Genomic DNA, 26,908 nt, shown 5'->3' with positions numbered 1-26,908 from the left:
CTACAACGCATCGTAGGCCCGGTAAGCGTAGCGCCACCGGGCATTTTTTACTCTTCTTCTGCCTGAGCTTTCTTCGCCAGGCTATCCAGCAGTTTCTGATGGATGCCGCCAAACCCGCCGTTGCTCATCACCAGGATGTGATCGCCAGGCTGTGCGGTTTTCACCACCATATCTGCCAGCGCATCGACATCGCCGCTCCAGTGCGCAGGCTGTACGCAGGCCTCAGCGACTTCCGCCACTTGCCACGGAATATGCGGCGGTTGCAGCAGGAACACTTCATCCGCGCGTCCTAACGACGGCGCCAGATCGTCTTTGCTCAGGCCCATTTTCATGGTGTTCGACCGAGGTTCCAGTACCGCGATAATGCGCGCGGTGCCGCCCACTTTACCGCGCAGTGCGGCAAGCGTTGCCAGAATCGCCGTCGGGTGGTGAGCAAAATCGTCATACACCGTCACGCCGTTTGCTTCGCCGCGCAGTTCAAGACGACGACGGGCGTTGATGAACGAGCCCAGCGCATTCGCCGCGTCGGCAGGCGCTACGCCAACATGACGGGCAGCCGCAATCGCCATCAGACCGTTGTGCATGTTATGTTCGCCGACCAGGCCCCACTTCACCTCGCCCACTTTTTCACCGTCCAGCCACACTTCCCAAACGGATGCATCGGTGGTCAGCTTTTTCGCCTGCCAGTGACCCTGTTCACCCACCAGCTCTTGTTCGCTCCAGCAGCCCATCGCCATCGTCTGTTTCAGATTGATGTCGTTTTCCGGGTAGATGATGCGTCCCTGGCCCGGCACGATACGTACCAGGTGATGGAACTGTTTCTGAATAGCTTTCAGATCGTCAAAGATGTCCGCGTGATCGAACTCAAGGTTATTGAGGATCAGCGTACGCGGGCAGTAATGCACAAATTTAGAACGCTTATCGAAGAAGGCGCAGTCGTACTCATCCGCCTCAATCACGAAGAAGTCGCTTTCGCCCAGACGCGCAGAAACCTCAAAGTTGCCCGGTACGCCGCCGATCACAAAGCCAGGCTTATAGCCGCAGGCTTCAAGGATCCAGGTCGCCATTCCGGCAGTAGTGGTTTTACCGTGCGTCCCCGCAACCGCCAGTACCCAGCGATCGCGCAGCACAAAGTCATGTAGCCATTGCGGGCCGGACATGTATGGAATGTTCTTCTCAAGCACCGCTTCCACGCAGGGATTACCACGGGTCATGGCGTTGCCGATGATCACCAGGTCCGGCTGCGGGTCGAGCTGGCTGGCATCGTAACCCTGAATTAAATCAATGCCTTGCTTCTCAAGTAAGGTACTCATCGGCGGATACACATTGGCGTCCGAACCGGTTACTTCATGACCAAGCGAGCGCGCCAGCATCGCCAGACCGCCCATGAAAGTGCCACAAATTCCCAAAATATGAATGCGCATACGTCACTATCCTTTTTTAATCTGGGGGCCATTTTACGCACATGTCCGGCAAGTGAGAAACGCATTTCAGGATATTCCGTAGTTTGCTGGCGCGATTCACCTAAGCGCAACAATGGAAATATTTGTTAATATTGTTGCGGTCGCTTTACTCCACATAAATTGCAGGGAAAGTGTTATGAAAACGTTAGGTGAATTTATTGTCGAAAAGCAGCACGAGTTTTCTCATGCTACCGGTGAACTCACTGCTTTGTTGTCGGCAATAAAGCTGGGCGCCAAGATCATCCACCGCGATATCAACAAGGCCGGTCTGGTCGATATCCTGGGTGCCAGCGGTGCTGAGAACGTGCAGGGAGAGGTTCAGCAGAAACTCGATCTGTTCGCGAACGAAAAACTGAAAGCTGCACTTAAGGCGCGCGACATTGTGGCGGGCATTGCCTCGGAAGAAGAAGATGAAATCGTCGTCTTCGAAGGCTGCGAACACGCAAAATATGTTGTGCTAATGGATCCGCTGGATGGCTCATCCAACATCGATGTTAACGTCTCTGTCGGTACGATTTTCTCTATTTACCGCCGCGTAACCCCAGTCGGCACACCGGTTACGGAAGAGGATTTCCTGCAGCCGGGCAACAAGCAGGTTGCTGCGGGCTACGTGGTTTATGGTTCTTCCACCATGCTGGTATATACCACCGGCTGTGGCGTACACGCCTTTACCTACGATCCTTCTCTGGGCGTATTCTGCCTCAGCCAGGAACGTATGCGCTTCCCGGTAAAAGGCAGCACGTACTCCATTAACGAAGGCAACTACATCAAATTCCCGAATGGCGTGAAGAAGTACATTAAATTCTGTCAGGAAGAAGATAAGTCAACCCAGCGCCCGTACACCTCGCGCTACATTGGCTCTCTGGTTGCGGATTTCCATCGCAATCTGCTGAAGGGCGGGATCTACCTGTACCCAAGCACCGCCAGCCACCCGCAAGGGAAACTGCGTCTGCTGTACGAATGCAACCCGATGGCCTTCCTGGCCGAGCAGGCGGGCGGCAAAGCCAGCGATGGTAAAGAACGTATTCTGGATATCATTCCGGAAAGCCTGCACCAGCGCCGTTCCTTCTTCGTGGGCAATGACCATATGGTTGAAGATGTAGAACGCTTTATCCGCGAGTTTCCGGACGCGTAAACGCCCTATCCCGGCCTACAACGAACAGTAGGCCGGATAATGCGCAGTCGCCATCCGGCATGATGCAGTGACATTGCCTGATGGCGACTGCGCATTATCAGGCCTACGTTCGGTTACGTTGTCTGTAGCTTAAACGCCGCCATCGCCTCCAGCAGCGCATGTGACTGCTCTTCCAACGAGCGGGTAGCCGCTGAAGACTGCTGTACCAGTGCCGCATTTTGCTGCGCCGTTTCATCCATCTGAATCACCGCGATATTCACCTGCTCTATGCCGCGACTCTGCTCCTGGGACGCGCTGGCGATTTCACGCATCAGCTTAGTCATGCGCATCACCTCAGTGGCAATCTCATCCATGGTTTCGCCCGCCTGTTGCGCCAGCTCGCTACCTTCACCGACGTGAGTGTGCGAATCGCTGATTAACGCGCGGATCTCTTTTGCCGCTTCGGCGCTGCGGCTGGCCAGATTACGTACTTCACCTGCGACAACCGCAAAACCCCGTCCTTGCTCACCGGCCCGCGCCGCTTCAACGGAGGCATTGAGCGCCAGAATATTGGTCTGGAATGCGATGCCGTCTATCACACTAAGGATGTCGGCAATACGACTGGAACTGCCGGCAATATCGCGCATTTTCTCGATCACATAGCACACCATCTCGCTGCCGCGATCGGCGGTATCCGATACCGATTTTGCCAACTGGTGCGCCTGTTCGGCGTTGTCCGCATTCTGTTTCACGGTCGCCGTTAACTCTTCCATGCTGGCGGCGGTCTGTTCCAGCGACGTGGCTGTCGATTCAGTACGCTGCGCCAGATGCTGGTTTCCGGCCGTCAGTTCACGGCTACCGATATCAATTTGCGAGCTGGCGTCACGCACGCGTTGCACCGAGTCGCCAAGCGCATGGCGCATTTCATCCATTGCCGCATTGAGACGGTTGAATTCAGCGCTGGCCGACGGCGCGCTAACTGGCGACAAATCGCCTGTCGCCAGACGTTCCAGCTGTTCAACAATGTTATCCAGCGGTTTGAGAAACTTATTTCGCAGCATAAACCAAATAACCGCCAGCAAGGCGATGGCCGCCAGCATTGCTGCACTCATAATACCGTGATAAATCAATGAAGTAATAATGCGGGTAGAGGCGTATAGCCCCATCCCGCCGGTCAGCAACAGCAGAAACGCCAGCAGAGACAATAACACCAACAAACTTGATCGAATTGAAAGGGATTTTGGCATTGTTATATTTCCGGTTGTAGGGTGAAAACAAACCTGTACAGAACCTATCGACTACAACCGGAAAAAGTTTAGGTATTTAAATGTCTCTTGAAAAATCAGGACGTTACTTTGGTGTCGCCGCCGTGCTTACGCGGCTGACCGGCGAGCTTTGACGATTTTCCCAAAGCACCGTGAGACCGCGTTGTAAGGCAATAAAAATAAACAATAAAATACCAATCGCGATCTTGGTCCACCAGGAACTTAATGTGCCGTCAAAATTAATGTAGGTCTGGATCAGGCCCTGAATAGCCACGCCAAACAAGGTGCCTAAAACCGTACCCACTCCGCCGCTCAACAGCGTACCGCCAATCACGACTGAGGCAATCGCATCCAGCTCGACACCGACGCCCGCCAGCGCATAACCGGCCTGGGTGTAAATTGAAAAAACAATGCCGGCAAGCGTGGCCAGGCCGGTAGACAACATATAAATACGGATGGTGGTGCTGCGGGTGGAGATCCCCATCAGGTTAGCAGAGGTGGCGTTGCCGCCAATCGCATATACCTGATTGCCAAACCGTGTACGGTGCGCGAGGAAGATGCCAATCACCACCACCGCCAGCATCAGCAAACCCATCGCACTCAGACGACCGCCTCCGGGAATTTTCCATGCCAGACTGGAGAGCGTGTCATAAACCGGATGGTTAATCGGGATCGACTCTTCAGAAACCAGATAGCTAACGCCGCGCAAAAAGAACATTCCCGCCAGGGTAATGATAAACGCCGGGATCTTCAGCGCATCAATCAGTAATCCCATAAACGCGCCAAACGCACAGCCCATCAGCAGAATCAGGGGGAAGGCCAGTAACGGAGAAATCCCCCAGTAGCCAATCGCCTTTGCCAGAAATACGCCGGTAAAGGCAATCACCGAGCCAACGGAAAGGTCGATCCCGCCAGAGAGAATCACGAAGGTCATGCCGACGGCGATAATCCCTAAAAAAGCGTTATCGGTCAGGATATTGCAAATCACCCGGGTGGAAGCAAAAGCCGGAAATTGCGTCAAGCAGTAGAGGTAGCCCAGCACAAACACGCCGAGGGTGATCATCAGCGGTAAATTACGTTTTATCATGACCACGCACTCCTTTTATCAGGCTGATAAAGCGTTGTGACTGCACAACCAGCACACACAACACCACGACGGCTTTGACCACCTGATTCAGTTCCGGCTGGAAGCCCGACAGTAAAATCCCGGTGTTCATCCCCTGAATAATTAACGCGCCTATCACCGACAGCAGCAGGTTAAAGCGCCCGCCCATCAGCGAACCGCCGCCAATGACCACCGCCAGAATAGCGTCCAGCTCCAGCCATAATCCGGCGTTATTCGCATCCGCGCCGCGAATATCCGCGGTAACAATGATCCCGGCGATAGCGGCACACAGGCCGCTCAAGACATAGGTAAGCATCACAATAATGCGGGTGTTGACCCCGGCGTTTTTCGCCGCGCGAATGTTGATACCCACCGCTTCAATAAACATGCCCAGCGCCGTTTTCCGCGTCAGCAGCCAGAACACCACCAGCGTCAGTAGCGCAATAATCACCGGCGTGGGGAACAGTAACAGTGAGCCGCTGCCAAGCCAGGAAAGCTCAGGCGAGTTGAAGGTGACGATCTGCCCGGAGGTGATCAACTGCGCGACGCCGCGCCCGGCAACCATCAGGATCAGCGTGGCGACGAACGGTTGGATCTTGAGGATGGCCACCAGAACTCCGTTCCACAATCCCGCCAGAATGCCGGAGCCTAAGGCGGCAAGCAGCACTACCGGCAGGCTGTGCCCGGCCACCGTCATCGCCGCGGTCGTCGCCCCGGCAATGGCCATCACAGCGCCAACGGAAAGATCAATGCCGCCAGTGGCAATCACCAGCGTCATACCAATCGCCAACAGCGCCACGGGTGCGGCGCGGTTGAGAATATCAATCGGGCTACCGAACAGACGACCATCCTGCAAAATCACCTGATAGAAGTGCGGCGCGACCAGACTGTCCACCAGCAGCACCAGCAGTAGCGCCACCAGCTGTGGCATTCCCTTGGGCCAATGAAACCGTCGTTCAGGCGGATTGGATTGAGGGAGAGATTGAGGCATCACCATAGTCTCCTTAGGCCGCAATGGCGTTCATGATCGCCGGGACGGACAATTCAGCCAGTGGGATCTCGGCCACCTGTTTGCGATCGCGCATAATAATGACCCGATCGGCATAACCCACCAGTTCTTCCAGTTCCGATGAGATAACCAGCAGGGCCAAACCATCGGCGCACAGCGTTTCGATCAGGCGGATGATCTCGGCATGCGCGCCGACGTCGATCCCGCGCGTGGGTTCATCGAGGATCAGGAATTGCGGTTTGGTCAGTAACCAGCGCGACAGCAAGACTTTTTGCTGATTGCCGCCGGAGAGAAATTCGATCGGTTGTTCAGCGTTAGGGGTGCGAATACCAAGCTGGCGAATAAAGCGCTCGGCAATCTCGTTTTGTTCTTTGCGGGGAATGGGGCGCAACCAACCGCGCTGCGCCTGCAACGCCAGAATGATATTTTCCCGCACCGAGGCGGCGGCAATAATGCCATCCGTTTTCCGATCCTCCGGGCAAAAACCGATCCCCAGGCACGAAGCCTGATGCGGCGATCGCAAGGTCTGCGGTTTACCTTTGATCAGTGCGCTGCCGCTGTCGGCGGGTTTGATGCCGAAGATCACCTCCGCCGTTTCCGTTCGCCCGGATCCCAGCAGTCCGGCAAGACCGACGATCTCACCGGGACGCACTTGCAGATCGAACGGGGCGATAGTGCCTTTCTTACCAAAATCACTAAACGCCGCCACCGGTTTATCGCTCAGCAACGTGCGGCCCGCACGCTGTAACGCGTGGGTATCCAGTTCGCGGCCCAGCATCATTTTGACCAGTTCGATCTGCGGCAGCGCATGGGTTTCACGGCAGCCCACAAAGCCGCCGTTACGCAGGACGGTGATGCGATCGCTGACCTGATAAACCTGATCGAGGAAGTGGGTGACGAAGATCAGACTGACGCCGCGATCGCGCAGATGCCGCATCAGGCCGAACAGCATTTCAACTTCCTGGGTATCGAGGCTGGCGGTAGGTTCATCGAGGATCAGCACCTTCGCAGAGAGATCGATCGCCCGACAAATGGCGACGATCTGCTGCATTGCCACGGAAAAGCGGTTCAGCGGCTCGCGCACATCAAGGGAAAAACCGTACGACGCCATCAGTTCCGTCGCGCGCTTTTCCATCTGTTTGCGCTGCAACAGGCCAAAGCGCCGCGGTTCTCGGCCAATAAACAAGTTATCCGCTACCGACATATTGGGCAGCAGGTTCACTTCCTGGTACACGGTGCCAATCCCCAGTTGCTGGGCATGGGCGGTATTTTTGGGGGAGACAGGCTGGCCTTCGAGCCAGATCGTGCCGCGATCGGCATGATATACACCGGTCAACGCTTTGATCAGCGTCGATTTCCCCGCCCCGTTTTCGCCGAGCAATGCCATGATCTCGCCGCGTCGCAGGCTGAAATCCACGTTATCCAGCGCTTTGACGCCGGGAAAGAATTTACTTAAGCCCTCTGTACGGAGGATTTCCTGGTGTTGGTCGGTGGTCATGGCATTCCTCCGGCATCGTTTTAACCGGCCTGGATATAGGCCGGATAAGACGCATTTGCGTCGACATCCGGCATCTCAACGCCTGATGGTGCTGCGCTTATCAGGCCTACGGGTATACTCTGGGAAAACTAGTAGCCCATGTTTTTCTTCTTCTCTAACTCTTCTTTCGCGGTATCTGGCAGATAGAGGATCGATTTGGTAATGGTCAGCTTCTCAGGCATCGTGCCGTCTTTTTTGAATTTCTCCAGCGCGTCAAATGCCGGGCCTGCCATGTTCGGCGTCAGCTCGACGCTGGCGTTGGCTTCACCATCAATCATCGCTTTGTAGATATCCGGTACGCCGTCGATTGACCCCGTCAGAATGTCTTTGCCTGGTTTCAGGCCCGCCTCTTTGATCGCCTGAATAGCGCCGATCGCCATGTCATCGTTGTGGGCGTAAACCATGCAGATGTTCTTGCCGTTGTTTTCCGCTTTAATAAAGCTCTCCATCACTTCTTTCCCTTTACTGCGGGTGAAGTCGCCGGACTGAGAGCGGATAATTTTGATGTTTGGCGCGTTAGCGATGGCTTCAGCGAACCCTTTCTTACGATCGATCGCCACGCTGGCGCCAACGGTTCCTTGTAGCTCAACGACGTTACACGGCTTGCCGTTCACTTCTTTAATCAGCCAGTCGCCGATTAATTTGCCTTCCAGCACGTTATCGGCGGTGACGGTAGTCATATAGAGAGATTTGTCTTTTACATCGATGGAACGATCGAGCAAAAAGACCGGAATGTCGGCATCTTTGGCCTCTTTTAACACCGGCTCCCAACCTGTTGCCACGACCGGTGCAATAAAGATGGCATCGACGCCCTGGGCAACAAATGAACGGACTGCTTTAATCTGGTTTTCCTGCTTTTGCTGGCCGTCAGCGATTTTCAGCGTAATTCCGCGCTTTTCGGCCTCGCTTTTCGCCACGTTGGTTTCTGCGGCGCGCCAGCCGGATTCAGAGCCAACCTGCGAAAATCCTACGGTTAATGGGGCTGCCATTGCCATAGACGACATGGCTGCCGAAACTGCTGTGACTAAAAGTAAGCGCTTCCACATAAGTGCGTCCTCGTAGGGTGATTATTGTTGGTTAATAAACCGTCGCGAAAAAACTATAGACAATTGAGCATGTAACGGATTGCGTTACATCACACTTCAAAAAAGTAAATAAAACGTTAATCACAAGTTTGTAATCGCTTTCATATCACTATGAAAAATGCGGCTGAAGATATGGATTTTTCTGTCACCAGAGAGAAGCAAAAAGAAGAAAATGGGAGTAGAGAAAGCGAAAACAAGCGGAGACATTCCGCGCGAGTTGGCTATAATACCCGCCACTTGTTTGCCATAGCTTATTTAAAGGAAACAGACATGAGCTTACTCAACGTCCCTGCCGGTAAAGACCTGCCGGAAGATATCTACGTTGTTATCGAGATCCCTGCCAACGCAGATCCGATCAAATACGAAGTTGACAAAGAGAGCGGCGCCCTGTTCGTTGACCGCTTCATGTCCACCGCGATGTTCTATCCGTGCAACTACGGTTACATCAACCACACTCTGTCTCTGGATGGCGATCCGGTTGACGTTCTGGTCCCGACTCCGTACCCGCTGGAGCCTGGTTCAGTGATCCGCTGCCGTCCGGTTGGCGTTCTGAAAATGACCGACGAATCCGGTGAAGATGCGAAACTGGTTGCGGTACCGCACACCAAGCTGAGCAAAGAATACGATCACATCAAAGATGTGTCCGACCTGCCGGAACTGCTGAAAGCGCAGATCACCCACTTCTTCGAGCATTATAAAGACCTCGAAGCGGGCAAATGGGTGAAAGTTGACGGTTGGGACAACGCTGAAGCTGCTAAAGCTGAAATCGTTGCTTCCTTCGAGCGCGCGAAGAAGTAATTCTTACTTTTGATGCTAAGCCCCGCATGTCGGGGCTTTTTTGTGTCCTGATGCGAGTGCGGCAGGCGCATAAAACAACGCCACCCGAAGGTGGCGCGTTTTACCTGTCGGCTTTCAAACTGCCTCTGCGTTGGCTTTACTCGCTCACCCCAGTCACGTACTGATGTACGCTCCTGGGGATTCTCTGCGTCGTCGCCTTGATGCAACTCGAAATCCATCGGGTATATATCAGTACTGGTCTCTGTCTAACCAGTTACCGCTTTCAATCAGCGTTAAGCCATCAACCGGACGTTGGTACACGTACATCCATGCACTTCCGTACGGCGTTTGAATTAGCTGGCGTGCGTATTCACCACCACGGGTACGCAGAGCGTCAAGCTCTGCCAGCGTGGCGTTATCAATACGATAAACTTCCCCGTGTACTGTTCCATTTCCCGGAACGGCGCCTGGATAGTGGCCCAGGCTGTACAACTGGTAGTTGTCGATACTGAAATTTCCCAGCAACAGGGCATTGGTCATCCAGTGGCTGTTGCCTTGTTTGGTTCGTAAACTGCCATAGACAAATATTCGCATTGCTAAAACTCGAACTGATAGAGCAAATCAAGTGCCTGATCTACGCCAGACACTGCTTCCAGATATAGCTTAGGCATCAGACGATAACGTAGCGTGAGTGTCGCTAAGGAGTCAAATATACCCACACCATATTTCACCTGCAGACCTGGCAGTACGTATCCGCTGACAACGACCTGAGATGAGTCACCCACCCCTTGCGTGTCCAGTGCCAGATTACTTACGCCAAATGTCTCCCCGATTTTACCCACAACCTGACCACTTTGTGCAACCCCCAGGCCAATAAGCATTGAAGTCATCGCCGCGCTGTCGCTCTGTTCACTATCCAGTCCTTGCCCACGAAGCAGGTAGGACAGCGCCATTTGCTGCGACATCGCCGGGTCGGAGAAGATCTCCGCTTTCGGTTCATCAGCCGTGCCCGTGACGCGAACGCCGGCGATCACGTCATCTTCTGTAGCATCCGGGTTACGAATCGCTTCAATATTGAGCAACGGCTGATCCGGCGGACCGGAGAATAACAGCTCGCCCTTACGCACAATCAGATCCTGACCATAGGCATGGAAGCGACCGCTCGGGATATTAATCTGCCCGTTAAGCCCCAGCCCCTGTTTATCCTGCACCACCTTCAGATCGCCCGTCAGACGCGCTTTCAGACCAAAGGCATCAAGACGCACGTTATTACCGACGTGGATATTCAGGTTGCTGTTGATCGGGATCCCGGCGGTCTGTGGTTTCTCGGGCTGCAGATCGTTATTAAGCATCACCATATCGCTGGACACCCCTACCGCGCTTTCCGGCAGATCGTGGACCACGATACGCGCCCACGGCACATCGACATTGCCGTTCAGGGTAAACAGGCTCGGTGTCGCTTCAAATTCCACATCCGGCGAGACATCCAGACGCACCATCGGCGGCACGGTGATCCGCACCCGGCTGCCTTTCGCCGCAACGCGCGCCCGCCAATTGTCTATTTGACTCCAGTCTGCGTCGCCGCTCAGGTTGATTTCCCCCTGCTGCGTACGCACCACACCCGCCAACGTTGAGCGTGTTCCGGTGAAGTTAACGGCTAACTGGCTTGGCTGCATGTCAAACGGCATAAAGTTACCGTCGATATCCAGTCCGCTCAGTTGCAGTTGTCCAAGCAGTTGCGGGCTTTGCACATCGCCGCCCAGACGCAGGTTGGCGTTGATCGTCCCCGCGGCCTTTTCACCACGTGAGAAGATAGGGTTCACCATCGCCAGATTGAAGTTGCGGATATTGACGTTGCCGCCCAGGTTACGGCGCCCTTGTGGATCCGTCACCTGCACCTTTCCGTCAAACTGCCCGTTATTAGTCAGGCGAATCAGCCAGCCCAGCTCGGCACGGTTGTCGTGCAGGTCGGCGGTCAGATTCAACGTTTCAAATGCCACAGGCAGCGGCGCATCGTTCACGCTTTGCGTGACCTTCACGTTACGCCCGGAAAGCGTGACCTGCCCCTGCGGCAGCCCCTCTTTGGTCGTGTCCCAACTGACATCGGCTTTGCCGGTGAACACCCCGCTGGCCTGAGTCGTATCCGGCATAAACGGTTTCAGCATCGCCAGGTCGAAACGGTTGAGATTCACCACCGCGCGTCCTTCTGCACCAGCATCAATGGTTTGTGGTACGCACAGCTCCGCATTCGGGTTGTTCCAGCAATGCGGTCCAATGCTGATTTTTTGTTCCTGATTGCGATAATCCAACGCGATCGCACGATTGAGCGCCCACGGACCAACCGGCGTCTGGAAACGGGTATTGCTTAATTCCCCTTTCCAGCGCTGCTCTTTGCGATCAAAGCTGCCTGCCAGGGAGAGCTGCCCGGAGACCGGCTCGCCCTGGATGCGCAGTTGTAGCTCATGCTGCTTCTCACTGCCTTTGGCATCGAGCGTCACCAGGCCGATATTCACGTCCGGTTGTACAATCCGTTCTACGCGAACGTTGAGATTACCGGCGATTTGCTCCGCCGATTTTACGTCGCCTTCGACGCGAACCTGAGCAACGGAAAGTTCCTGCCAGCGCAGGCCGCGGGCGGTGATGTCCGCCAGTAGTTGTGGCGCTTCTACCGTACCGCGAACTTTTACCAGCCCTTTCGCCGTGCCGCCTAATCCCGGCAGCGCGTTATCCAGGCTCGGGGCATCAATCGTCGCGTCGAGATTGAGGTCCTTAACCCCCAGTTCCCCTTTCACGTCCGCACTGTTGCGCCCCAGTTCCAGATGCAGACCCGGGATCGTCCACTGCAGGTAGCTGTTCCCCTTCAGCGAGCCGTTTACATTAACCTTGTTCTGCTTCACGTTACCGGTCAGCTTCAGCTCAGGAATCTCCATCTGCCAGCTTCCGCCGTACAGACTGCCGCGCGTTTTCACCAGACCATTCAGCTTTGACGGCCAGTCCGGGATTGTTTTCGCGGTGTTGATACCATCCAGCGTTAACTCCCCGCGCCAACTGATCGCCTGCTGCCAGTCCACCAGCGCTTTCAGTTCGGTTTTCCCTTCCAGCGCCGCAATGCTCAGTTTGTCGAGATTAATCTGCTGTTCGTTGCCTTTGGCGTCCAGCGTAATGGTAGCCGGAGGAATATCCTGCCCTTTCACCGCGGTACGCATCGACAACGTATAGTCGGTCATTTTGCCGGTCAGCTTGAGCTTAATGTCATCGGCCTGGAATTGCTTGTCGCCGGTAAACGGCCAGTAAACCTGCTTACTCACCACTTCCAGATTGAGCGGTAATCCGGCTTCTGCCAGACGCGTTTGCGCACGCAGGTCCATATCAACCGGGCCAGACAGATTGACGCCGACTTCCAGCTGGTCACGCAGCGCGCCGCCGACCTTCAGCTTCACCTTTTCGCCTTTTAGTGGATCGACGTTCAGCGTGCTATTGAGGGTAATATCTACCGGCCATGCGTCGGTGAGCTGCGCCGTACCGCTGGCGTTTACCGTGCCCTGATTAGAGTCGATATCCAGCGCGTCGAGCTTCATGTTGCCGTCAATACTGCTCACTTTGAGCAGCATGTTATGCACCGTTAAATCCGTATCCCCGGTCACGCGCAGTTGCTCGCCGCGAAACTCTTCAATATTGAGGTTGAGCGGCAGATGGACATCGGTCATTTCCGGTAGCACCGGCTTTGAGAACAGATCTTTTAGCGTTTCGCCGAGCGGTTTTTCATCCGGCTGCGGGTTTTGAATCTTCGGTTCAACGACCTCTTCCTGCGCCACTTCCGCCACTTTAGGCAGGGCAATCAGCAGGCCCTGTAATGACGTTGGCTTCAGGGTCAGCGTTTTTTCCTGCCAGTTCAGGCCGGAGGTAAAATCGAGCACTGAAACCGTGGTGTCATCGATTTTGATATTGATGTTGTTGAGCGCCACGCGTGAAAGCGTAATCGGATAAGGTGTGGAAAGGTTAAGCGGGCCGCTATCCTCTTCCTCAACCGGAGCTGAAGGCGGCATCTTCTTGCTGTCGATCGCCACGTTGATATTTTTCAGCGACAGATCGTTGACGCACAGGCTGCTATCCCAAAGACACTCCAGCCCGACGGCCAGATGCACTTCGCCGGCATTCACCGCCACGCCAGGCTGGTCATAACGAATATTTTTGAGCGATAAATCCCGCCAGCCGCCGGTGACCTGACCAATTTCCAGCCCCGGAACCCAGCGATTAGCTGCTTTGAAGATCAGGTGCAGGCCCGAGGTGGTGCCGACAAGAAACGCCACCGTGCCTAACAACAGCAGGATAAAAATCAGCACGCCGAGGCTTATCTTCTTCCATAAACTCATAATTCAGGCCCCAGACCGATGTAAAACTGTAAACCATGTTCATCTTTGTCGCCGACAGGAACGGCAAAGTCGAGCTTGATGGGACCGACCGGCGATTGCCAGCGTACGCCGACCCCGGCGCCGGTTTTGAAATCGCTTTTGCGGATATCGCTGACCGCTTCGCCGCTATCGACAAACATCGCACCCCACCATTTCCCGGTCACGTTGTACTGATATTCCAGCGAGCCAGTTGCCAGCTTCGAGGCCCCTTTCAGCTTACCGTCGCTGCCTTCAGGCGAAATAGATTTGTATTTATAGCCGCGAATACTGCGATCGCCCCCGGCGAAGAAACGCAGATCCGGCGGCACTTTGTCGAAGTCCCCGGTTTCAATCCAGCCGAGGTTACCGCGCATCACAAAGCGATGCCTGTCGTACAGCGTGCGGATCCAGACGTTTTGCGCCTGGAAGACGGAGAAATCAACGTCTGAGCCCCAGGCCGTATTGGAGTAATCAATGGAATAACGCTGTGAATCGCCCCAGACGGGCATCAGACCGCCGCGCGAACGTGTCCGGCTAATCATCACGCCCGGATAGAGCAGCATGGTGGTATTGGTGACGTTACCCTGCGTAAAGTGGTCGAGGCTCCAGCGCAGGCTAATCGCGCGCTGCCAGCCACTGGAGAGATCCCAGTAGCGGGAAACCGCAAGCGTCGTGGAGTCCTGCTCGGTGTCGTTTAAATCGGTACGCTTAAAGCCGCCCTGCACCAGGTAATACTGCTCCAGCGGGTTCTTTAACAGCGGCATTTTATAACTAAAATCAAGGACCTGCTCTGGCGCAGAAATACTGGCGCTGGTGGTCAGGCTGTGGCCATAGGAGTTCATCCACGGCTTTTTCCACGAGGTCTTTACCCGTGGCCCGACGTCAGTTGAATAACCAACCCCGGTTTCGATGGTGTTTTCGGTACGCGGCGAGACCACGCCTTTTAGCGGCAGCACTTTGGTTTTGCGGGCTTTATCAAATTCCGGCGCGACAACCACAGAATTAAACCATCCGGTCGCCGACAGACGACGGTTCAGTTCCCCCAGATCTTTCGACTCGTACTCTTCACCTTCTTTAAATGGCACCAGGTTTTGCAGGTACTCATCACGAATTTGCGAGCCTTCAAAGGTGACATGCCCAAAGCGATAGCGTTCGCCGCTGTTGTAATCGATATCCCAGAACGCCTGACGGCGCTCAAGCGCTATTCCAAGCTGACTTTTATTAAATTCACTGTCGAAATAACCTTTGCGCAGCGCCACGCTGGTGAGGGATTTTTTGAAGTTGTCATAGTCTCCCTGATTCAACACGGTGCCGATTGCCGGGCGCGTTTTCAGCAGATCCAGGTAATCTTTATCCGTACGCGCGCCACCGCGCAGAATCACTTCGGTGCCGCCAATCAGCACCGGCTCGCCGGGGGTTACTTTGGCAATCAGCACCTGGCGTCCTTTCGCCGGTGGCGGGCGCAGCTCAAAATCGATGGTCGGCTCAAAGTAGCCCAGCGCTTTTAGCCCTTCGCGGATGGCATCATCAACGCGCGCACGAAAGCGTCGGTCTGGCGTGACTTCATCACTTTGAATCGTGGACAGCTGCGCACGGACGTTTTTCTCCAGCGCTCCTGATAATCCTTCGACCTGTAAGCGAACATTCGCGGCGGCGGCGGAGCCACTTAAGCACAGTAATCCCACCCAACATAACTGACGGATATGTGGCACATTTTCTCCTGAATATCCTTTTTTCCCACCCCTGGAAAAAAATACTATGCCGTTCCTCGGCTTAACAAAAAATCAACAATAAGAGTTGAAAAACAGACGGCAACCCAAATATTTCTTATGTTTAACTCTAGACGTATTCATGCCGTTTATTGTGGGCAAAGACGCGTCTCGTTACAACCTTAACCCAAATGACTGATTTCGGGAGAACGGCCATGAGTTTATTTGATAGAAAGCATCTCGTTACTCAAGCAGATGCGCTACCTGGACGCAACACCCCGATGCCAGTGGCAACGCTGCATGCGGTTAACCAACATTCGATGACCAACGTGCCCGACGGTATGGAAATCGCCCTTTTCGCCATGGGATGTTTCTGGGGCGTGGAGCGTTTATTCTGGTCATTACCCGGCGTGTACAGCACCGCAGCCGGATACACCGGCGGCTATACCCCTAACCCGACCTATCGGGAAGTTTGCTCTGGCGATACCGGGCATGCCGAGGCGGTACGCGTCGTCTATGACCCGCATGTTATCAGCTACGAGCAATTGCTGCAGGTGTTCTGGGAAAATCACGACCCGGCGCAAGGTATGCGCCAGGGGAACGACCAGGGTACGCAGTATCGTTCCGCTATTTATCCCTTAACGCCAGAGCAAACCGCCGCAGCACAGGCCAGCCTTGAGCGTTTTCAGGCGGCGATGACCGCCGCTGGCGACGAGCGGACCATTACAACGGAAATCAGTACGGCAACCCCGTTCTATTATGCCGAAGACGATCACCAACAATATCTGCACAAAAACCCTTATGGATACTGTGGAATTGGCGGGATTGGCGTGTGTTTGCCACCACAAGGTTAAATTTCCCCCTCTGGCGACGTTACAGTACCTTACGCTATACTAGCTTCTGAATTTACCGGCTCACTTCCACGAGCCGGTTTTCAATGTGTATTTCACACGGATTTATCAACTTCTCCCTTCCGAGGATCTGACCCGAACGGTCGGATAAGATATGTTAAACAGTATTTTAGTCATTCTCTGCCTGATCGCCGTGAGTGCGTTTTTCTCGATATCCGAGATCTCGCTTGCCGCATCACGCAAAATCAAACTTAAACTGCTTGCCGATGAAGGCAATGTAAACGCACAGCGTGTTTTGAAGATGCAGGAAAACCCCGGCATGTTTTTTACCGTGGTGCAGATTGGCCTTAACGCGGTCGCCATTCTCGGCGGTATCGTTGGTGATGCGGCCTTTTCCCCGGCGTTTTACAGTCTGTTCTCAAAGTACTTCGCTCCAGAGCTGTCCGAACAGTTAAGTTTTATTCTGTCCTTCTCACTGGTTACTGGCCTGTTCATCCTGTTCGCGGATTTAACCCCGAAACGCATCGGTATGATTGCGCCAGAAGCTGTGGCTTTGCGTATCATCAACCCGATGCGCTTCTGTCTGCTGGTCTTCCGCCCGCTGGTGTGGTTCTTTAACGGTCTGGCAAATAACATTTTCCGCCTGTTTAAAATCCCGATGGTGCGTAAAGATGACATCACGTCAGACGACATTTACGCCGTGGTCGAAGCCGGTGCGCTGGCGGGTGTTCTGCGCAAGCAGGAACATGAGCTGATTGAAAATGTGTTCGAACTGGAATCCCGTACCGTACCGTCTTCAATGACCTCGCGTGAGAACATTATCTGGTTCGATCTTCACGAAGACGAGCAGAGCCTGAAGAACAAAGTGGCGGAACACCCGCACTCCAAATTCCTGGTGTGTAACGAAGATATCGACCACATCATTGGCTATGTCGATTCAAAGGATCTCCTCAACCGCGTGCTGGCCAACCAGAGCATGGCGCTGAACAGCGGCGTGCAGATCCGCAATACGCTGATTGTCCCGGATACGCTGACGCTCTCTGAAGCGCTGGAAAGCTTCAAAACCGCAGGCGAAGATTTTGCCGTCATCATGAACGAGTATGCATTGGTGGTGGGGATTATCACGCTCAACGATGTGATGACGACGCTGATGGGCGATTTAGTTGGTCAGGGCCTGGAAGAGCAGATCGTGGCGCGTGATGAAAACTCATGGTTAGTCGACGGCGGTACGCCGATTGATGACGTCATGCGCGTCCTGGATATCGACGAATTCCCGCAGTCCGGCAACTATGAGACCATCGGCGGCTTTATGATGTTCATGTTGCGTAAAATCCCGAAACGCACCGACTCGGTGAAATATTCAGGCTACAAATTTGAAGTGGTGGATATCGATAATTACAAGATCGATCAGCTGCTGGTGACGCGTCTGGACAGTAAACCTACCGTTCTGGTCCCAAAACTGCCGGATGCGAAGGAAGAGGCGAAGGCGTCATAGCGCCTTGCAGAAACATCAACGGCTCCAGTCCTGGAGCCGTTTTTTTAACTACCGCATAGCACTTTGATCAAGCCATCTCAGTTTGCAGACGCAAGACCTGACGGTTAACTTCGGACATCACGGAAAAATGCAGCTTGTCCTTCACTTTTGGGATAAGAATCTTACCCTTATCAAATTCAAAAGCGCCTACGTCCTTGATATATAACCGTCCACGAAACAGGATCTTCACGTACTTCGCCACCTGCAGCGGGTTGTATCGTTGGAAAATTTTCATTGTTGTCTCCTGCTGAGCATTACGCCTTTGCGGTACCACAATCGGTCCGACAATCCTCAGGCGCAAATTTTAATGCCCTATGACTATAGACTATCTCGTTGATGTTTCCAGCGTGTATAAGTTTATTTACCTTCAAGTTACAATTATTCAGAATTATCTTTTCAACGCTTCGCTGTCTTCAGTATAAGCCTTCGATTTTCGCAGGATTTGTGCGCCCGTCCGCAAACTGGCATCGCGCTTGCGGGAAAAAGCATCAATCGCACATATGATTAAATTCCAGACCCAAGTGGTCGGATCACCTGCAAAATAAAGAAAGAAGGAAAACCTATGACCTTACGAAAACTGCTGGCGCTGTCGTGCCTGCTGCTGCCGATGATTGCCTCCGCCCATAAGTTTGAGACTAACCAGCGCGTACCACCGGTAGGGATCGCCGATCGCGGCGAACTAATTCTTGATAACGATAAGTTTAGCTACAAAAGCTGGAATAGCGCGCAACTGCCCGGCAAAGTACGGATTGTGCAACACATCGCCGGGCGCACCTCCGCTAAAGAGAAAAACGCGAACCTGATTGAAGCCATCAAAGCAGCGAACCTGCCGCACGACAAATACCAGACCACCACTATCGTCAACACGGATGACGCCATTCCCGGCTCCGGTATGTTTGTGCGCAGCAGTCTGGAGAGCAACAAGAAGCTCTATCCATGGTCACAATTTATTGTCGACAGCAACGGCATTGCGCGTAAAGCCTGGCAACTGGATGAAGAAAGCTCCGCTATTGCGGTACTCGATAAGGACGGACGCGTACAGTGGGCAAAAGATGGTGCATTAACGCAGGAAGAGGTGCAGCAGGTGATTGCCCTGCTGCATAAATTGCTCAGTAAATAGAGACCCGGAAGCCGGGGTTGAGGAACGATTCACGTGGGGTGTAGTCCAGCGGTTTCCCCTGCCAGTCGTGAACGTGCGCTCCGGCTGCGGCGGCAACGGCGTGGCCAGCGGCGGTGTCCCAGACGTTAGTTGGTCCAAAACGCGGATACAGCTGCGCGTGCCCTTCCGCCACCAGGCAGAATTTCAGCGACGAGCCAATCGACGTGGTCTGGTGTTCGCCCAGTTGTTGCAGATACTCTTTTAACTCATTGTCGGCATGCGAGCGGCTAATTACCACCAGCGGTGGACGCGCGTCACGTACCAGGATCTGTTTGCGCACACCGCACTCTTCTTTCCACGCTTTACCTTCTGCCGCGCTGTACATGACCTTCATTACTGGCGCGTAAACCACGCCAAGCACCGGCTTTCCCTGTTCAATCAGCGCAATATTGACGGTAAATTCACCGTTACGTTTAATAAACTCTTTGGTACCGTCCAGCGGGTCCACCAGCCAGTAGCGCTGCCAGTGCTGGCGAACATCCCAGCCAGGAGGAGCTTCTTCAGACAGAACCGGAATATCCGGCGTCAACGCCTGTAATCCTTCGAGGATCACCGTGTGCGCAGCGATATCCGCCGCCGTGACCGGAGAATCATCCTGCTTGCTGGTAATCTCCATCGGTTTGATTCCATCGTAGACCTGCATAATGGCATCGCCCGCGTTCCGTGCAAGCTGGCATACATGTTCTAACATTCTCCACCTCGTTTGTCAGTGGTGTTAACTCGTTGTTTTACTTATACCCGATCGTCAGGGGATCCGCCAACTGTGATAGCGTCTGCGGTTTTAAACGCTATATTCATGTCATGATTCACAGTTCTGTAAGCAAGAAGATTTATATACATTTTCTTTTGTGGCTTAGATCTTAAAAGGATGCCCCTGATGATTAAGTTTAGTGCAACGCTTCTGGCAACGCTGATTGCAGCCAGCGTGAATGCCGCGACCGTCGATCTGCGAATAATGGAAACCACTGATTTACATAGCAATATGATGGATTTCGATTATTACAAAGACACGCCGACTGAAAAATTTGGCCTGGTGCGCACGGCAAGTCTGATCAACGCCGCGCGTAGTGAAGTCAAAAACAGCGTGCTGGTTGATAACGGCGATCTGATTCAGGGCAGCCCGCTCGGGGATTACATGGCGGCCAAAGGGCTGAAAGCGGGCGAAACTCACCCGGTATATAAGGCGCTCAATACGCTGGATTACGCGGTGGGCAACCTCGGCAATCATGAATTCAACTATGGTCTGGCGTATTTGCATAACGCGCTGGCCGGAGCGAAGTTCCCCTACGTTAACGCCAATATCATCGATGTTAAGACCAAAAAGCCGCTATTTACGCCTTATTTGATCAAAGAAACTGAAGTGGTCGACCAGCAAGGTAACAAGCAGACGCTGAAGATTGGCTATATCGGCTTTGTGCCACCACAAATCATGACCTGGGATAAAGCTAACCTTAGCGGCAAAGTGACGGTAAATGACATCACCGAAACCGCGCGTAAGTATGTGCCGGAAATGCGGAAAAAAGGCGCTGATGTCGTGGTGGTGATTGCTCACTCCGGCCTTTCTGCCGACCCGTATCAGACGATGGCGGAAAACTCCGTTTATTATCTCAGTGAAGTACCGGGAGTGGATGCCATTATGTTTGGTCATGCTCACGCCGTTTTCCCGGGTAAAGATTTTGCCAATATTAAAGGCGCGGATACCGCGAAAGGCACGCTCAATGGCGTACCGGCGGTGATGCCGGGCATGTGGGGCGATCATCTGGGCGTCGTGGATTTGGTACTGAATAACGACAGCGGTAAATGGCAGGTCAGCCAGGCGAAAGCAGAGGCACGCCCCATTTATGACGCCGCGGCGAAAAAATCACTGGCAGCAGAAGACAAAAAAATCGTTGAGATCCTGAAAGCCGATCACGACGCCACTCGTGAATTCGTCAGCAAACCAATTGGTAAATCCGCCGACAACATGTACAGCTACCTGGCGTTGGTTCAGGATGACCCGACCGTGCAGGTGGTGAATAACGCCCAGAAAGCCTATGTGGAACATTTTATTCAGGGCGATCCGGACCTGGCAAAATTGCCGGTACTTTCCGCGGCCGCGCCGTTTAAGGTCGGTGGACGCAAGAACGATCCGGCCAGCTTTGTCGAAGTCGAAAAAGGCCAGTTAACCTTCCGTAATGCCGCTGATTTGTATCTCTATCCCAATACCCTGGTGGTCGTGAAAGCCAGCGGCAAAGAGGTGAAAGAGTGGCTGGAATGTTCCGCCGGGCAGTTTAATCAAATTGATATTCACAGCAGCAAGCCGCAGTCGCTGATCAACTGGGATGGGTTCCGTACTTATAACTTTGACGTGATCGACGGCGTGAATTATCAGATCGATGTGTCACAGCCCGCCCGCTACGACGGCGAGTGCCAGACCATCAACCCAAAAGCAGAGCGGATTAAGAATCTGACCTTTAACGGTAAGCCTGTCGACCCTAACGCCACCTTCCTCGTCGCGACCAACAACTATCGCGCCTATGGCGGTAAGTTTGCCGGAACAGGAGACAACCACATCGCGTTTGCGTCACCAGATGAAAACCGCTCGGTGCTGGCCGCATGGATTGGTGCTGAGACGAAGCGTGCCGGTGAAATTCATCCGGCGGCAGATAACAACTGGCGTCTGGCGCCGATTCACAGTGATACGCCACTGGATATTCGTTTTGAAACGTCACCGTCTGAGAAAGCCGCAGCGTTTATCAAAGAGAAAGGGCAATATCCGCTGAAAAAAGTCGCTACCGATGATATCGGCTTTGCGATTTATCATCTGGATTTGAGTAAGTAACTCTCGTGCCGGATGCGACGCAACAGCGTCTTATCCGGCCTAAAAACACACTGCCAACCTATCACGCAACCCGCTCTTCCCGTTGCGCCAAAACCTGCGGCAAATTCAGTTCTATCCAGTCCGCCAGCGCGGCGACTTTATCGCTCACCTGCTCACCCAACGGCGTCAGACTATATTCCACGTGCGGCGGCACCACCGGATAGGACACCCGATTGATAAACCCGTCCTGCTCCAGTGCCTGCAGGGATTGCGCCAACATCTTTTCGCTGACGCCGCCCATCTTCCGGCGCAAATCGCTAAAGCGGTGCGTACCGTCGCGCAGCGCCACCAGAATTAACACGCCCCAGCGGCTGGTGACGTGTTTTAACACCTCGCGTGAAGGGCACTGTTCGGCAAACAAATTGCCATCGCGTAATTGCTGGGAGAGGGTCGACGCTGTCATTTTCATACTAACCTTTTTGTGCGTACTTACTAAAAGTTAGTTTAAGTGTTAGCGTGATTAAACACAAGACCAATACCAAGGAGTTACCCCATGATCGCAATTACCGGTGCCACCGGCCAACTGGGCCAACAAGTTATTGAATCGCTACTGAAAACCGTTCCTGCCAGCCAGATTGTGGCTATCGTGCGTAACCCCGCTAAAGCGACGGCGCTTAGCCAGCAGGGCATTACCGTTCGCCAGGCGGATTACAGCGACGAAGCCGCCTTTACGACTGCCTTACAGGGTATCGACAAGCTACTGCTGATCTCCTCCAGCGAAGTGGGACAACGTGCCCCACAGCATCGCAACGTGATTAATGCAGCAAAGGCTGCCCACGTGAAATTTATCGCCTACACCAGCCTGCTGCACGCCGACACCTCCCCGCTGGGGCTGGCCGATGAACACGTCGCCACCGAGAAGATGCTGGCTGAATCCGGTATCGCTTATGCGCTACTGCGCAACGGCTGGTACACCGAAAACTATCTCGCCAGCGCGCCAGCTGCACTGGAACACGGCGTCTTTATCGGGGCGGCGGGAGAAGGCAAAATCGCCTCGGCAACCCGCGCCGACTATGCCGCTGCCGCCGCGCGCGTCATCAGTGAAGAGGGGCACGCCGGTAAAACCTACGAACTGGCGGGCGATGCAGGCTGGACCCTGAGCCAGTTGGCTGCCGAACTGGCAAAGCAGAGCGGTAAAAAAGTGGTGTATCAGAACCTGAGCGAAGCTGATTTTGCCGCAGCGCTGAAAGGCTTTGGTCTGCCTGCCGGGCTGGCGGAGATGCTGGCTGATTCTGACGTTGGCGCCTCTAAAGGCGGTCTGTTCGATGACAGCCATACGTTGAGCAAACTGATTGGCCGCCCAACCACATCATTGGCTGACAGCGTCAAAGGCATCGTATAAGTGTTAAAAATTAGTTAATTGTGGTGGCATCCCCGCGCATCCTCTCTGATAATGACAGGATGATGCGTGGGGAGAGAAAACGTGCAAGGTGTACCTGAGCAGTTTATTGATGAAAAAGACAGCGCCCGCTTTCGCCATCTGGCGCAGGTGCCGGGCGTTGAGCTGTATCATGCACACATCTCACGTTACGCCTTTGAACCACATACCCATGAAGCGTTTGGCATTGGCGCGATAGAAGCCGGAGCCGAACGTTTTCGCTATCGCGGTACGCAGTACGTCGCGCCCGCCCATTCTGTCGTCACCATGAATCCCGATGAGCTGCATACCGGCGAAGCCGAAACCGCCGACGGCTGGCGCTATCGGATGATCTATCTTGAGCCCGATCTTCTGGAAGAGGTCACCGGGATCCGCCACTGGTGGTTTCATGACGTAACGCGTCACGATCCGCTGCGCTCGCGCCAGATCTGCTCACTGATCCACGGCCTGTGGAACACGGAGGATGCGCTGGCGCAAAAAGGGTTATTGCTCGATCTGATCGACACCTTCCAGCCGCTGGCCCGCCATGCGCCAACATCTGCAGAGGGGGCGCATCGCTTTGAGCGGGTACGCGAGTATCTGCATGATAATTACATGCACCCGATAACGCTCGACGAACTGGCGCGGGTTGCCTCACTGAGTCCCTGGCATTTTCAACGCCAGTTTAAATCTCATTTCCACGTTACGCCGCACCAAATGCTGATGGCCATTCGCCTGTGGCGAGCCAAAGGTTTTCTCACTCACGGAATGCCCGCCGCAGAGGTCGCCGCCGCAACCGGTTTGACCGACCAGTCGCATCTCACCCGCGCATTTACTCATCGTTACGGCATTACGCCGGTACGTTATCAGAAGCAGGTTTATTCGCGCTAATGCGCAATCTCATACAATACGGCTGCACTCTCCCTGCCTACACTCAACGCAATGTTTAATGATGTGGATGTTAACAATGATTAGCGGCGTGCTGTACGCCCTGCTGGCAGGGCTGATGTGGGGATTAATTTTTGTCGGGCCGCTGATCGTGCCGGAATACCCGGCAGTATTACAGTCGATGGGACGCTATCTGGCGCTGGGGCTGATCGCTGTGCCGATCGCCTGGCTGGGACGCGCGCGTCTGCGCCAACTGACGGGTAAAGACTGGATAACGGCGCTGGCGCTAACGATGATGGGTAACCTGATTTATTACGTTTGCCTGGCCAGCGCCATCCAGCGTACCGGCGCGCCAGTATCAACGATGATTATTGGTACATTACCGGTGGTGATCCCGGTCTTCGCCAACCTGCTCTATAGTCAGCGTGACGGTAAATTATCCTGGTGGCGTCTGTCACCTGCGCTGATATTGATTGCTATTGGCCTGCTGTGCGTGAATATCTCGGAGCTGAACCAGGGATTACCCGATTTCAGCGGCTGGCGTTATGGCTCTGGTATCGTGCTGGCGCTTGTCTCAGTGGTGTGCTGGGCGTGGTATGCACTGCGTAATGCCCGCTGGCTGCGCGAGAATCCAGATAAGCATCCGATGATGTGGGCGACGGCTCAGGCGCTGGTGACGCTGCCCGTTTCTCTGCTGGGGTACATTGCAGCATGTCTGTGGCTGCATGGGCAAACGCCAGGTTTCGCCCTGCCCTTCGGCCCGCGTCCGGATGTGTTTATCGGCCTGATGATAGCCATTGCGGTATTGTGTTCGTGGGTTGGCGCGCTGTGCTGGAACGTCGCCAGCCAGAAGCTGCCGACGGTGATCCTCGGCCCGCTGATTGTCTTCGAAACGCTGGCTGGCCTGCTGTATACCTTTATGCTGCGCCAGGCTTTTCCGCCGCTGCTGACGCTAAGCGGTATTGCGCTGCTGGTAATAGGCGTGGTAATTGCGGTGCGGTCAAAACCGCAGAAACCGGCGGTAGTGCCGGTTTCAGGGGATGCCTGATGGCGCTGCGCTTATCAGACCTACAAGGACTGTACGATCTCATGTAGGCCGGATAAGGCGTTTACGCCGCCATCCGGCGCGACACTTTAAATACCGCCACGGTCTGGTTCAGTCGTGCTGCCTGCTCTTCAAGCGCGGCGGCAGCGGAAGCGGACTCCTCCACCAGCGAAGCATTTTGCTGCGTCACGCGATCCATCTCGGCAACGGCCTGGCCTACCTGATCGATACCCCGGCTCTGTTCATCAGAAGCCGAGGCAATTTCGCCCATAATGTCGGTCACGCGGGTCACGGCGCTGACAATCTCCGCCATCGTTTCGCCTGCTTCATGCACCAGCGCCGTACCGGCATTGACCCGATTGCCCGAGTCATCAATCAGCGCCTTAATCTCTTTTGCCGCCTGAGCGCTACGCTGCGCCAGAGTACGAACTTCGCCAGCGACCACGGCAAAACCACGGCCCTGTTCGCCCGCACGCGCCGCTTCTACCGCCGCGTTCAGCGCCAGAATATTGGTCTGGAAGGCAATACCGTCGATAACAGAGGTAATTTGCGCGATTTTGCTGGAACTGGTGGCAATTTCGTCCATCGTACGCACTACACCATCAACCACGGTTCCACCTTTCAGCGCCGTCTGTGAGGCGTTTTTTGCCAGACTGGTCGCCTGACGCGCGTTATCCGCGTTCTGCTTCACGGTGGCGGTGAGTTGTTCCATGCTGGCAGCGGTCTCTTCCAGAGAGGCAGCTTGCTGCTCGGTACGTGAAGAGAGATCGTTACTGCCTGCGGCAATTTCACCCGCGCCGGTGTAGATAGTGTCAGCCCCGTCACGCACCACGCTGACCGTATTCGCCAGCGCCTGCTGCATGTCACGCACATTACTTGCCAGCAGCGCCATTTCATTGCTGCCATCGGCGTTGATGCTATGCGTCAGGTCACCCGCAGCGATGTGGCGAATATGTCCCATCACCTCGTGGAGCGGCTTGAGCAACACGCGCTGCATCGCCAGCCAACTGGCGACAATCACAGTGACAACAGCCAGCATCACGGCAGACAACAGCCAGATTATCTTGCGGTAATCACTCTCATTGTCCTGCACGCCGGCAGTGGCCAGTGCCGTTTGCGCGGCACGCCATTCCCGATATACTTCCTGCATGGCCGTCTGCTTCTGCTCAGCATTCTGCTTGAACATCTCTTCCAGCTTACCTTCAGCCAGCAGCGCGTTCATTTTAGCCAGCGTCGCAGAATAGATGCCGTACTGTTCTTCCAGTCGATCGGCCAGACGCTCATCCAGCCCCGGCGTTTCTGGCAGGGCGTAGTATTTATCGTAATGCTCTTTCGACTCGGCCAGCAGACGATTTGCCGTGTTCACCAGTTCTTTCAACTGACCACCGTTGATCTCGCTGGCCATCGTTCCCTGTAAACGCAGCATCCCCCGGTTGAGCGTGACGCGAGCCTGGTTCAGGCTAATCCACGCATCGGTAAATTCAGCCACGTTCTGGCTGGAAAGCTGAGAGACATTAAAGTTCTGTTTATCGTTATTGAGTGCGCCAATAAAGACGCCTGCGGAGATGAGCTGCATTGCGCCCAGCGCGAGTAACACGGTGATAAGTAAGGTTATCACTTTGATTCGTTTGAACATCTGTTGCCTTTTATTATGCAGGTATTGTCTGAGGTCTAACTATCGGCAGCGGCGTGCGCTTATTTAATTCTCTGGCGCAGCTTTTTTCGCCATTTTTCCCCTTTTCAATAAGATTCAGCACCT

General features: G+C 54.3%; 22 protein-coding genes. 9 read left to right on the top strand and 13 right to left on the bottom strand.

Annotated features, from left to right (window positions below):
- Positions 1-47 precede the first annotated feature (47 nt).
- Positions 48-1,424, bottom strand: coding sequence for a UDP-N-acetylmuramate:L-alanyl-gamma-D-glutamyl-meso-diaminopimelate ligase (mpl, locus tag FDX09_RS02710; protein ID WP_121529876.1), 1,377 nt, complete (start codon positions 1,422-1,424; stop codon positions 48-50).
- A gap of 175 nt (positions 1,425-1,599) precedes the next feature.
- Between mpl and fbp the strand changes: the two genes are divergently transcribed.
- Complete coding sequence (gene fbp, locus FDX09_RS02705) at positions 1,600-2,598, top strand: class 1 fructose-bisphosphatase (protein ID WP_032940279.1); 999 nt, start codon at positions 1,600-1,602, stop codon at positions 2,596-2,598.
- 113 nt (positions 2,599-2,711) lie between these two features.
- Here fbp and FDX09_RS02700 read toward each other — a convergent pair whose 3' ends face one another.
- From FDX09_RS02700 to ytfQ, 5 genes are all read right to left on the bottom strand, one after another.
- Entirely contained in the window at positions 2,712-3,824 is a 1,113-nt protein-coding gene (locus FDX09_RS02700) for a methyl-accepting chemotaxis protein (protein WP_074458528.1), read from the bottom strand.
- Between the two features lie 103 nt (positions 3,825-3,927).
- Positions 3,928-4,929, bottom strand: a complete 1,002-nt coding sequence (gene yjfF / locus FDX09_RS02695) for a galactofuranose ABC transporter, permease protein YjfF (RefSeq protein ID WP_085048453.1) — start codon at positions 4,927-4,929, stop codon at positions 3,928-3,930.
- The gene (gene ytfT / locus FDX09_RS02690) at positions 4,916-5,938 is read right to left on the bottom strand and encodes a galactofuranose ABC transporter, ATP-binding protein YtfT (protein ID WP_038642975.1); all 1,023 of its coding nucleotides are present in this window, start codon (positions 5,936-5,938) and stop codon (positions 4,916-4,918) included. Before ytfT ends, yjfF begins: the two co-directional genes overlap by 14 nt.
- Before the next feature lie 13 nt (positions 5,939-5,951).
- Positions 5,952-7,454, bottom strand: a complete 1,503-nt coding sequence (gene ytfR / locus FDX09_RS02685) for a galactofuranose ABC transporter, ATP-binding protein YtfR (protein ID WP_038636628.1) — start codon at positions 7,452-7,454, stop codon at positions 5,952-5,954.
- Positions 7,455-7,582: 128 nt separating this feature from the next.
- Positions 7,583-8,539, bottom strand: coding sequence for a galactofuranose ABC transporter substrate-binding protein YtfQ (gene ytfQ / locus FDX09_RS02680; RefSeq protein WP_006686362.1), 957 nt, complete (start codon positions 8,537-8,539; stop codon positions 7,583-7,585).
- 309 nt (positions 8,540-8,848) lie between these two features.
- On the opposite strand from ytfQ, the gene ppa reads away from it, so the two are divergent.
- Positions 8,849-9,376, top strand: a complete 528-nt coding sequence (ppa, locus tag FDX09_RS02675) for an inorganic diphosphatase (protein WP_038636623.1) — start codon at positions 8,849-8,851, stop codon at positions 9,374-9,376.
- 228 nt (positions 9,377-9,604) lie between these two features.
- Here the strand turns inward: ppa and FDX09_RS02670 are convergent, their stop codons facing one another.
- From FDX09_RS02670 to tamA, 3 genes are read right to left on the bottom strand one after another with little or no spacing between them, the layout of a single operon-like run.
- Positions 9,605-9,949 (bottom strand): gamma-glutamylcyclotransferase, encoded by a 345-nt coding sequence (locus FDX09_RS02670; protein WP_003025723.1) that lies wholly within the window; start codon positions 9,947-9,949, stop codon positions 9,605-9,607.
- A gap of 2 nt (positions 9,950-9,951) precedes the next feature.
- A complete protein-coding gene (tamB, locus tag FDX09_RS02665; protein WP_137346749.1) occupies positions 9,952-13,728 on the bottom strand; it encodes an autotransporter assembly complex protein TamB in 3,777 nt (1,258 codons plus the stop codon).
- A complete protein-coding gene (tamA, locus tag FDX09_RS02660; RefSeq protein ID WP_137346748.1) occupies positions 13,725-15,458 on the bottom strand; it encodes an autotransporter assembly complex protein TamA in 1,734 nt (577 codons plus the stop codon). Before tamA ends, tamB begins: the two co-directional genes overlap by 4 nt.
- Before the next feature lie 212 nt (positions 15,459-15,670).
- Between tamA and msrA the strand changes: the two genes are divergently transcribed.
- Together msrA and FDX09_RS02650 are read left to right on the top strand one after the other, a co-directional pair.
- On the top strand, positions 15,671-16,309 hold the full coding sequence (gene msrA, locus FDX09_RS02655; protein WP_032940276.1) for a peptide-methionine (S)-S-oxide reductase MsrA: 639 nt from the start codon (positions 15,671-15,673) through the stop codon (positions 16,307-16,309).
- 151 nt (positions 16,310-16,460) lie between these two features.
- Positions 16,461-17,801, top strand: a complete 1,341-nt coding sequence (locus FDX09_RS02650) for a hemolysin family protein (RefSeq protein ID WP_003025713.1) — start codon at positions 16,461-16,463, stop codon at positions 17,799-17,801.
- A gap of 67 nt (positions 17,802-17,868) precedes the next feature.
- Here FDX09_RS02650 and FDX09_RS02645 read toward each other — a convergent pair whose 3' ends face one another.
- Positions 17,869-18,075 carry a DUF1107 domain-containing protein gene (locus tag FDX09_RS02645; protein WP_003025710.1) on the bottom strand — a complete coding sequence of 69 codons (207 nt, stop codon included), beginning with the start codon at positions 18,073-18,075 and terminating at the stop codon, positions 17,869-17,871.
- Between the two features lie 327 nt (positions 18,076-18,402).
- Here FDX09_RS02645 and FDX09_RS02640 point away from each other — a divergent pair, with 327 nt between their 5' ends.
- Entirely contained in the window at positions 18,403-18,960 is a 558-nt protein-coding gene (locus tag FDX09_RS02640; protein ID WP_038636612.1) for a YtfJ family protein, read from the top strand.
- On the opposite strand, the gene cysQ is transcribed toward FDX09_RS02640, so the two are convergent.
- Positions 18,950-19,690 carry a 3'(2'),5'-bisphosphate nucleotidase CysQ gene (cysQ, locus tag FDX09_RS02635; RefSeq protein WP_038636607.1) on the bottom strand — a complete coding sequence of 247 codons (741 nt, stop codon included), beginning with the start codon at positions 19,688-19,690 and terminating at the stop codon, positions 18,950-18,952. The two genes, FDX09_RS02640 and cysQ, sit on opposite strands and share 11 nt — an antisense overlap.
- A 186-nt stretch (positions 19,691-19,876) precedes the next feature.
- On the opposite strand from cysQ, the gene FDX09_RS02630 reads away from it, so the two are divergent.
- Positions 19,877-21,820, top strand: a complete 1,944-nt coding sequence (locus FDX09_RS02630; protein WP_137346747.1) for a bifunctional 2',3'-cyclic-nucleotide 2'-phosphodiesterase/3'-nucleotidase — start codon at positions 19,877-19,879, stop codon at positions 21,818-21,820.
- Positions 21,821-21,881: 61 nt separating this feature from the next.
- On the opposite strand, the gene FDX09_RS02625 is transcribed toward FDX09_RS02630, so the two are convergent.
- Positions 21,882-22,262: a helix-turn-helix domain-containing protein gene (locus FDX09_RS02625; protein ID WP_038642973.1), complete on the bottom strand. Its 381-nt coding sequence runs from the start codon at positions 22,260-22,262 to the stop codon at positions 21,882-21,884.
- Between the two features lie 90 nt (positions 22,263-22,352).
- Here FDX09_RS02625 and FDX09_RS02620 point away from each other — a divergent pair, with 90 nt between their 5' ends.
- From FDX09_RS02620 to FDX09_RS02610, 3 genes are all read left to right on the top strand, one after another.
- Entirely contained in the window at positions 22,353-23,201 is an 849-nt protein-coding gene (locus tag FDX09_RS02620; protein WP_137346746.1) for an SDR family oxidoreductase, read from the top strand.
- 81 nt (positions 23,202-23,282) lie between these two features.
- A complete protein-coding gene (locus FDX09_RS02615; protein ID WP_038642970.1) occupies positions 23,283-24,107 on the top strand; it encodes an AraC family transcriptional regulator in 825 nt (274 codons plus the stop codon).
- Between the two features lie 76 nt (positions 24,108-24,183).
- Positions 24,184-25,152: a DMT family transporter gene (locus FDX09_RS02610; protein ID WP_110496170.1), complete on the top strand. Its 969-nt coding sequence runs from the start codon at positions 24,184-24,186 to the stop codon at positions 25,150-25,152.
- A 61-nt stretch (positions 25,153-25,213) separates the two neighbouring features.
- On the opposite strand, the gene FDX09_RS02605 is transcribed toward FDX09_RS02610, so the two are convergent.
- Positions 25,214-26,785, bottom strand: coding sequence for a methyl-accepting chemotaxis protein (locus FDX09_RS02605; protein ID WP_069324745.1), 1,572 nt, complete (start codon positions 26,783-26,785; stop codon positions 25,214-25,216).
- Positions 26,786-26,908 lie beyond the last annotated feature (123 nt).

The organism is Citrobacter sp. wls717, from assembly GCF_005280955.1.
GTDB lineage: Bacteria > Pseudomonadota > Gammaproteobacteria > Enterobacterales > Enterobacteriaceae > Citrobacter > Citrobacter werkmanii.
This window is presented reverse-complemented; position numbering and strand designations above follow the sequence as displayed.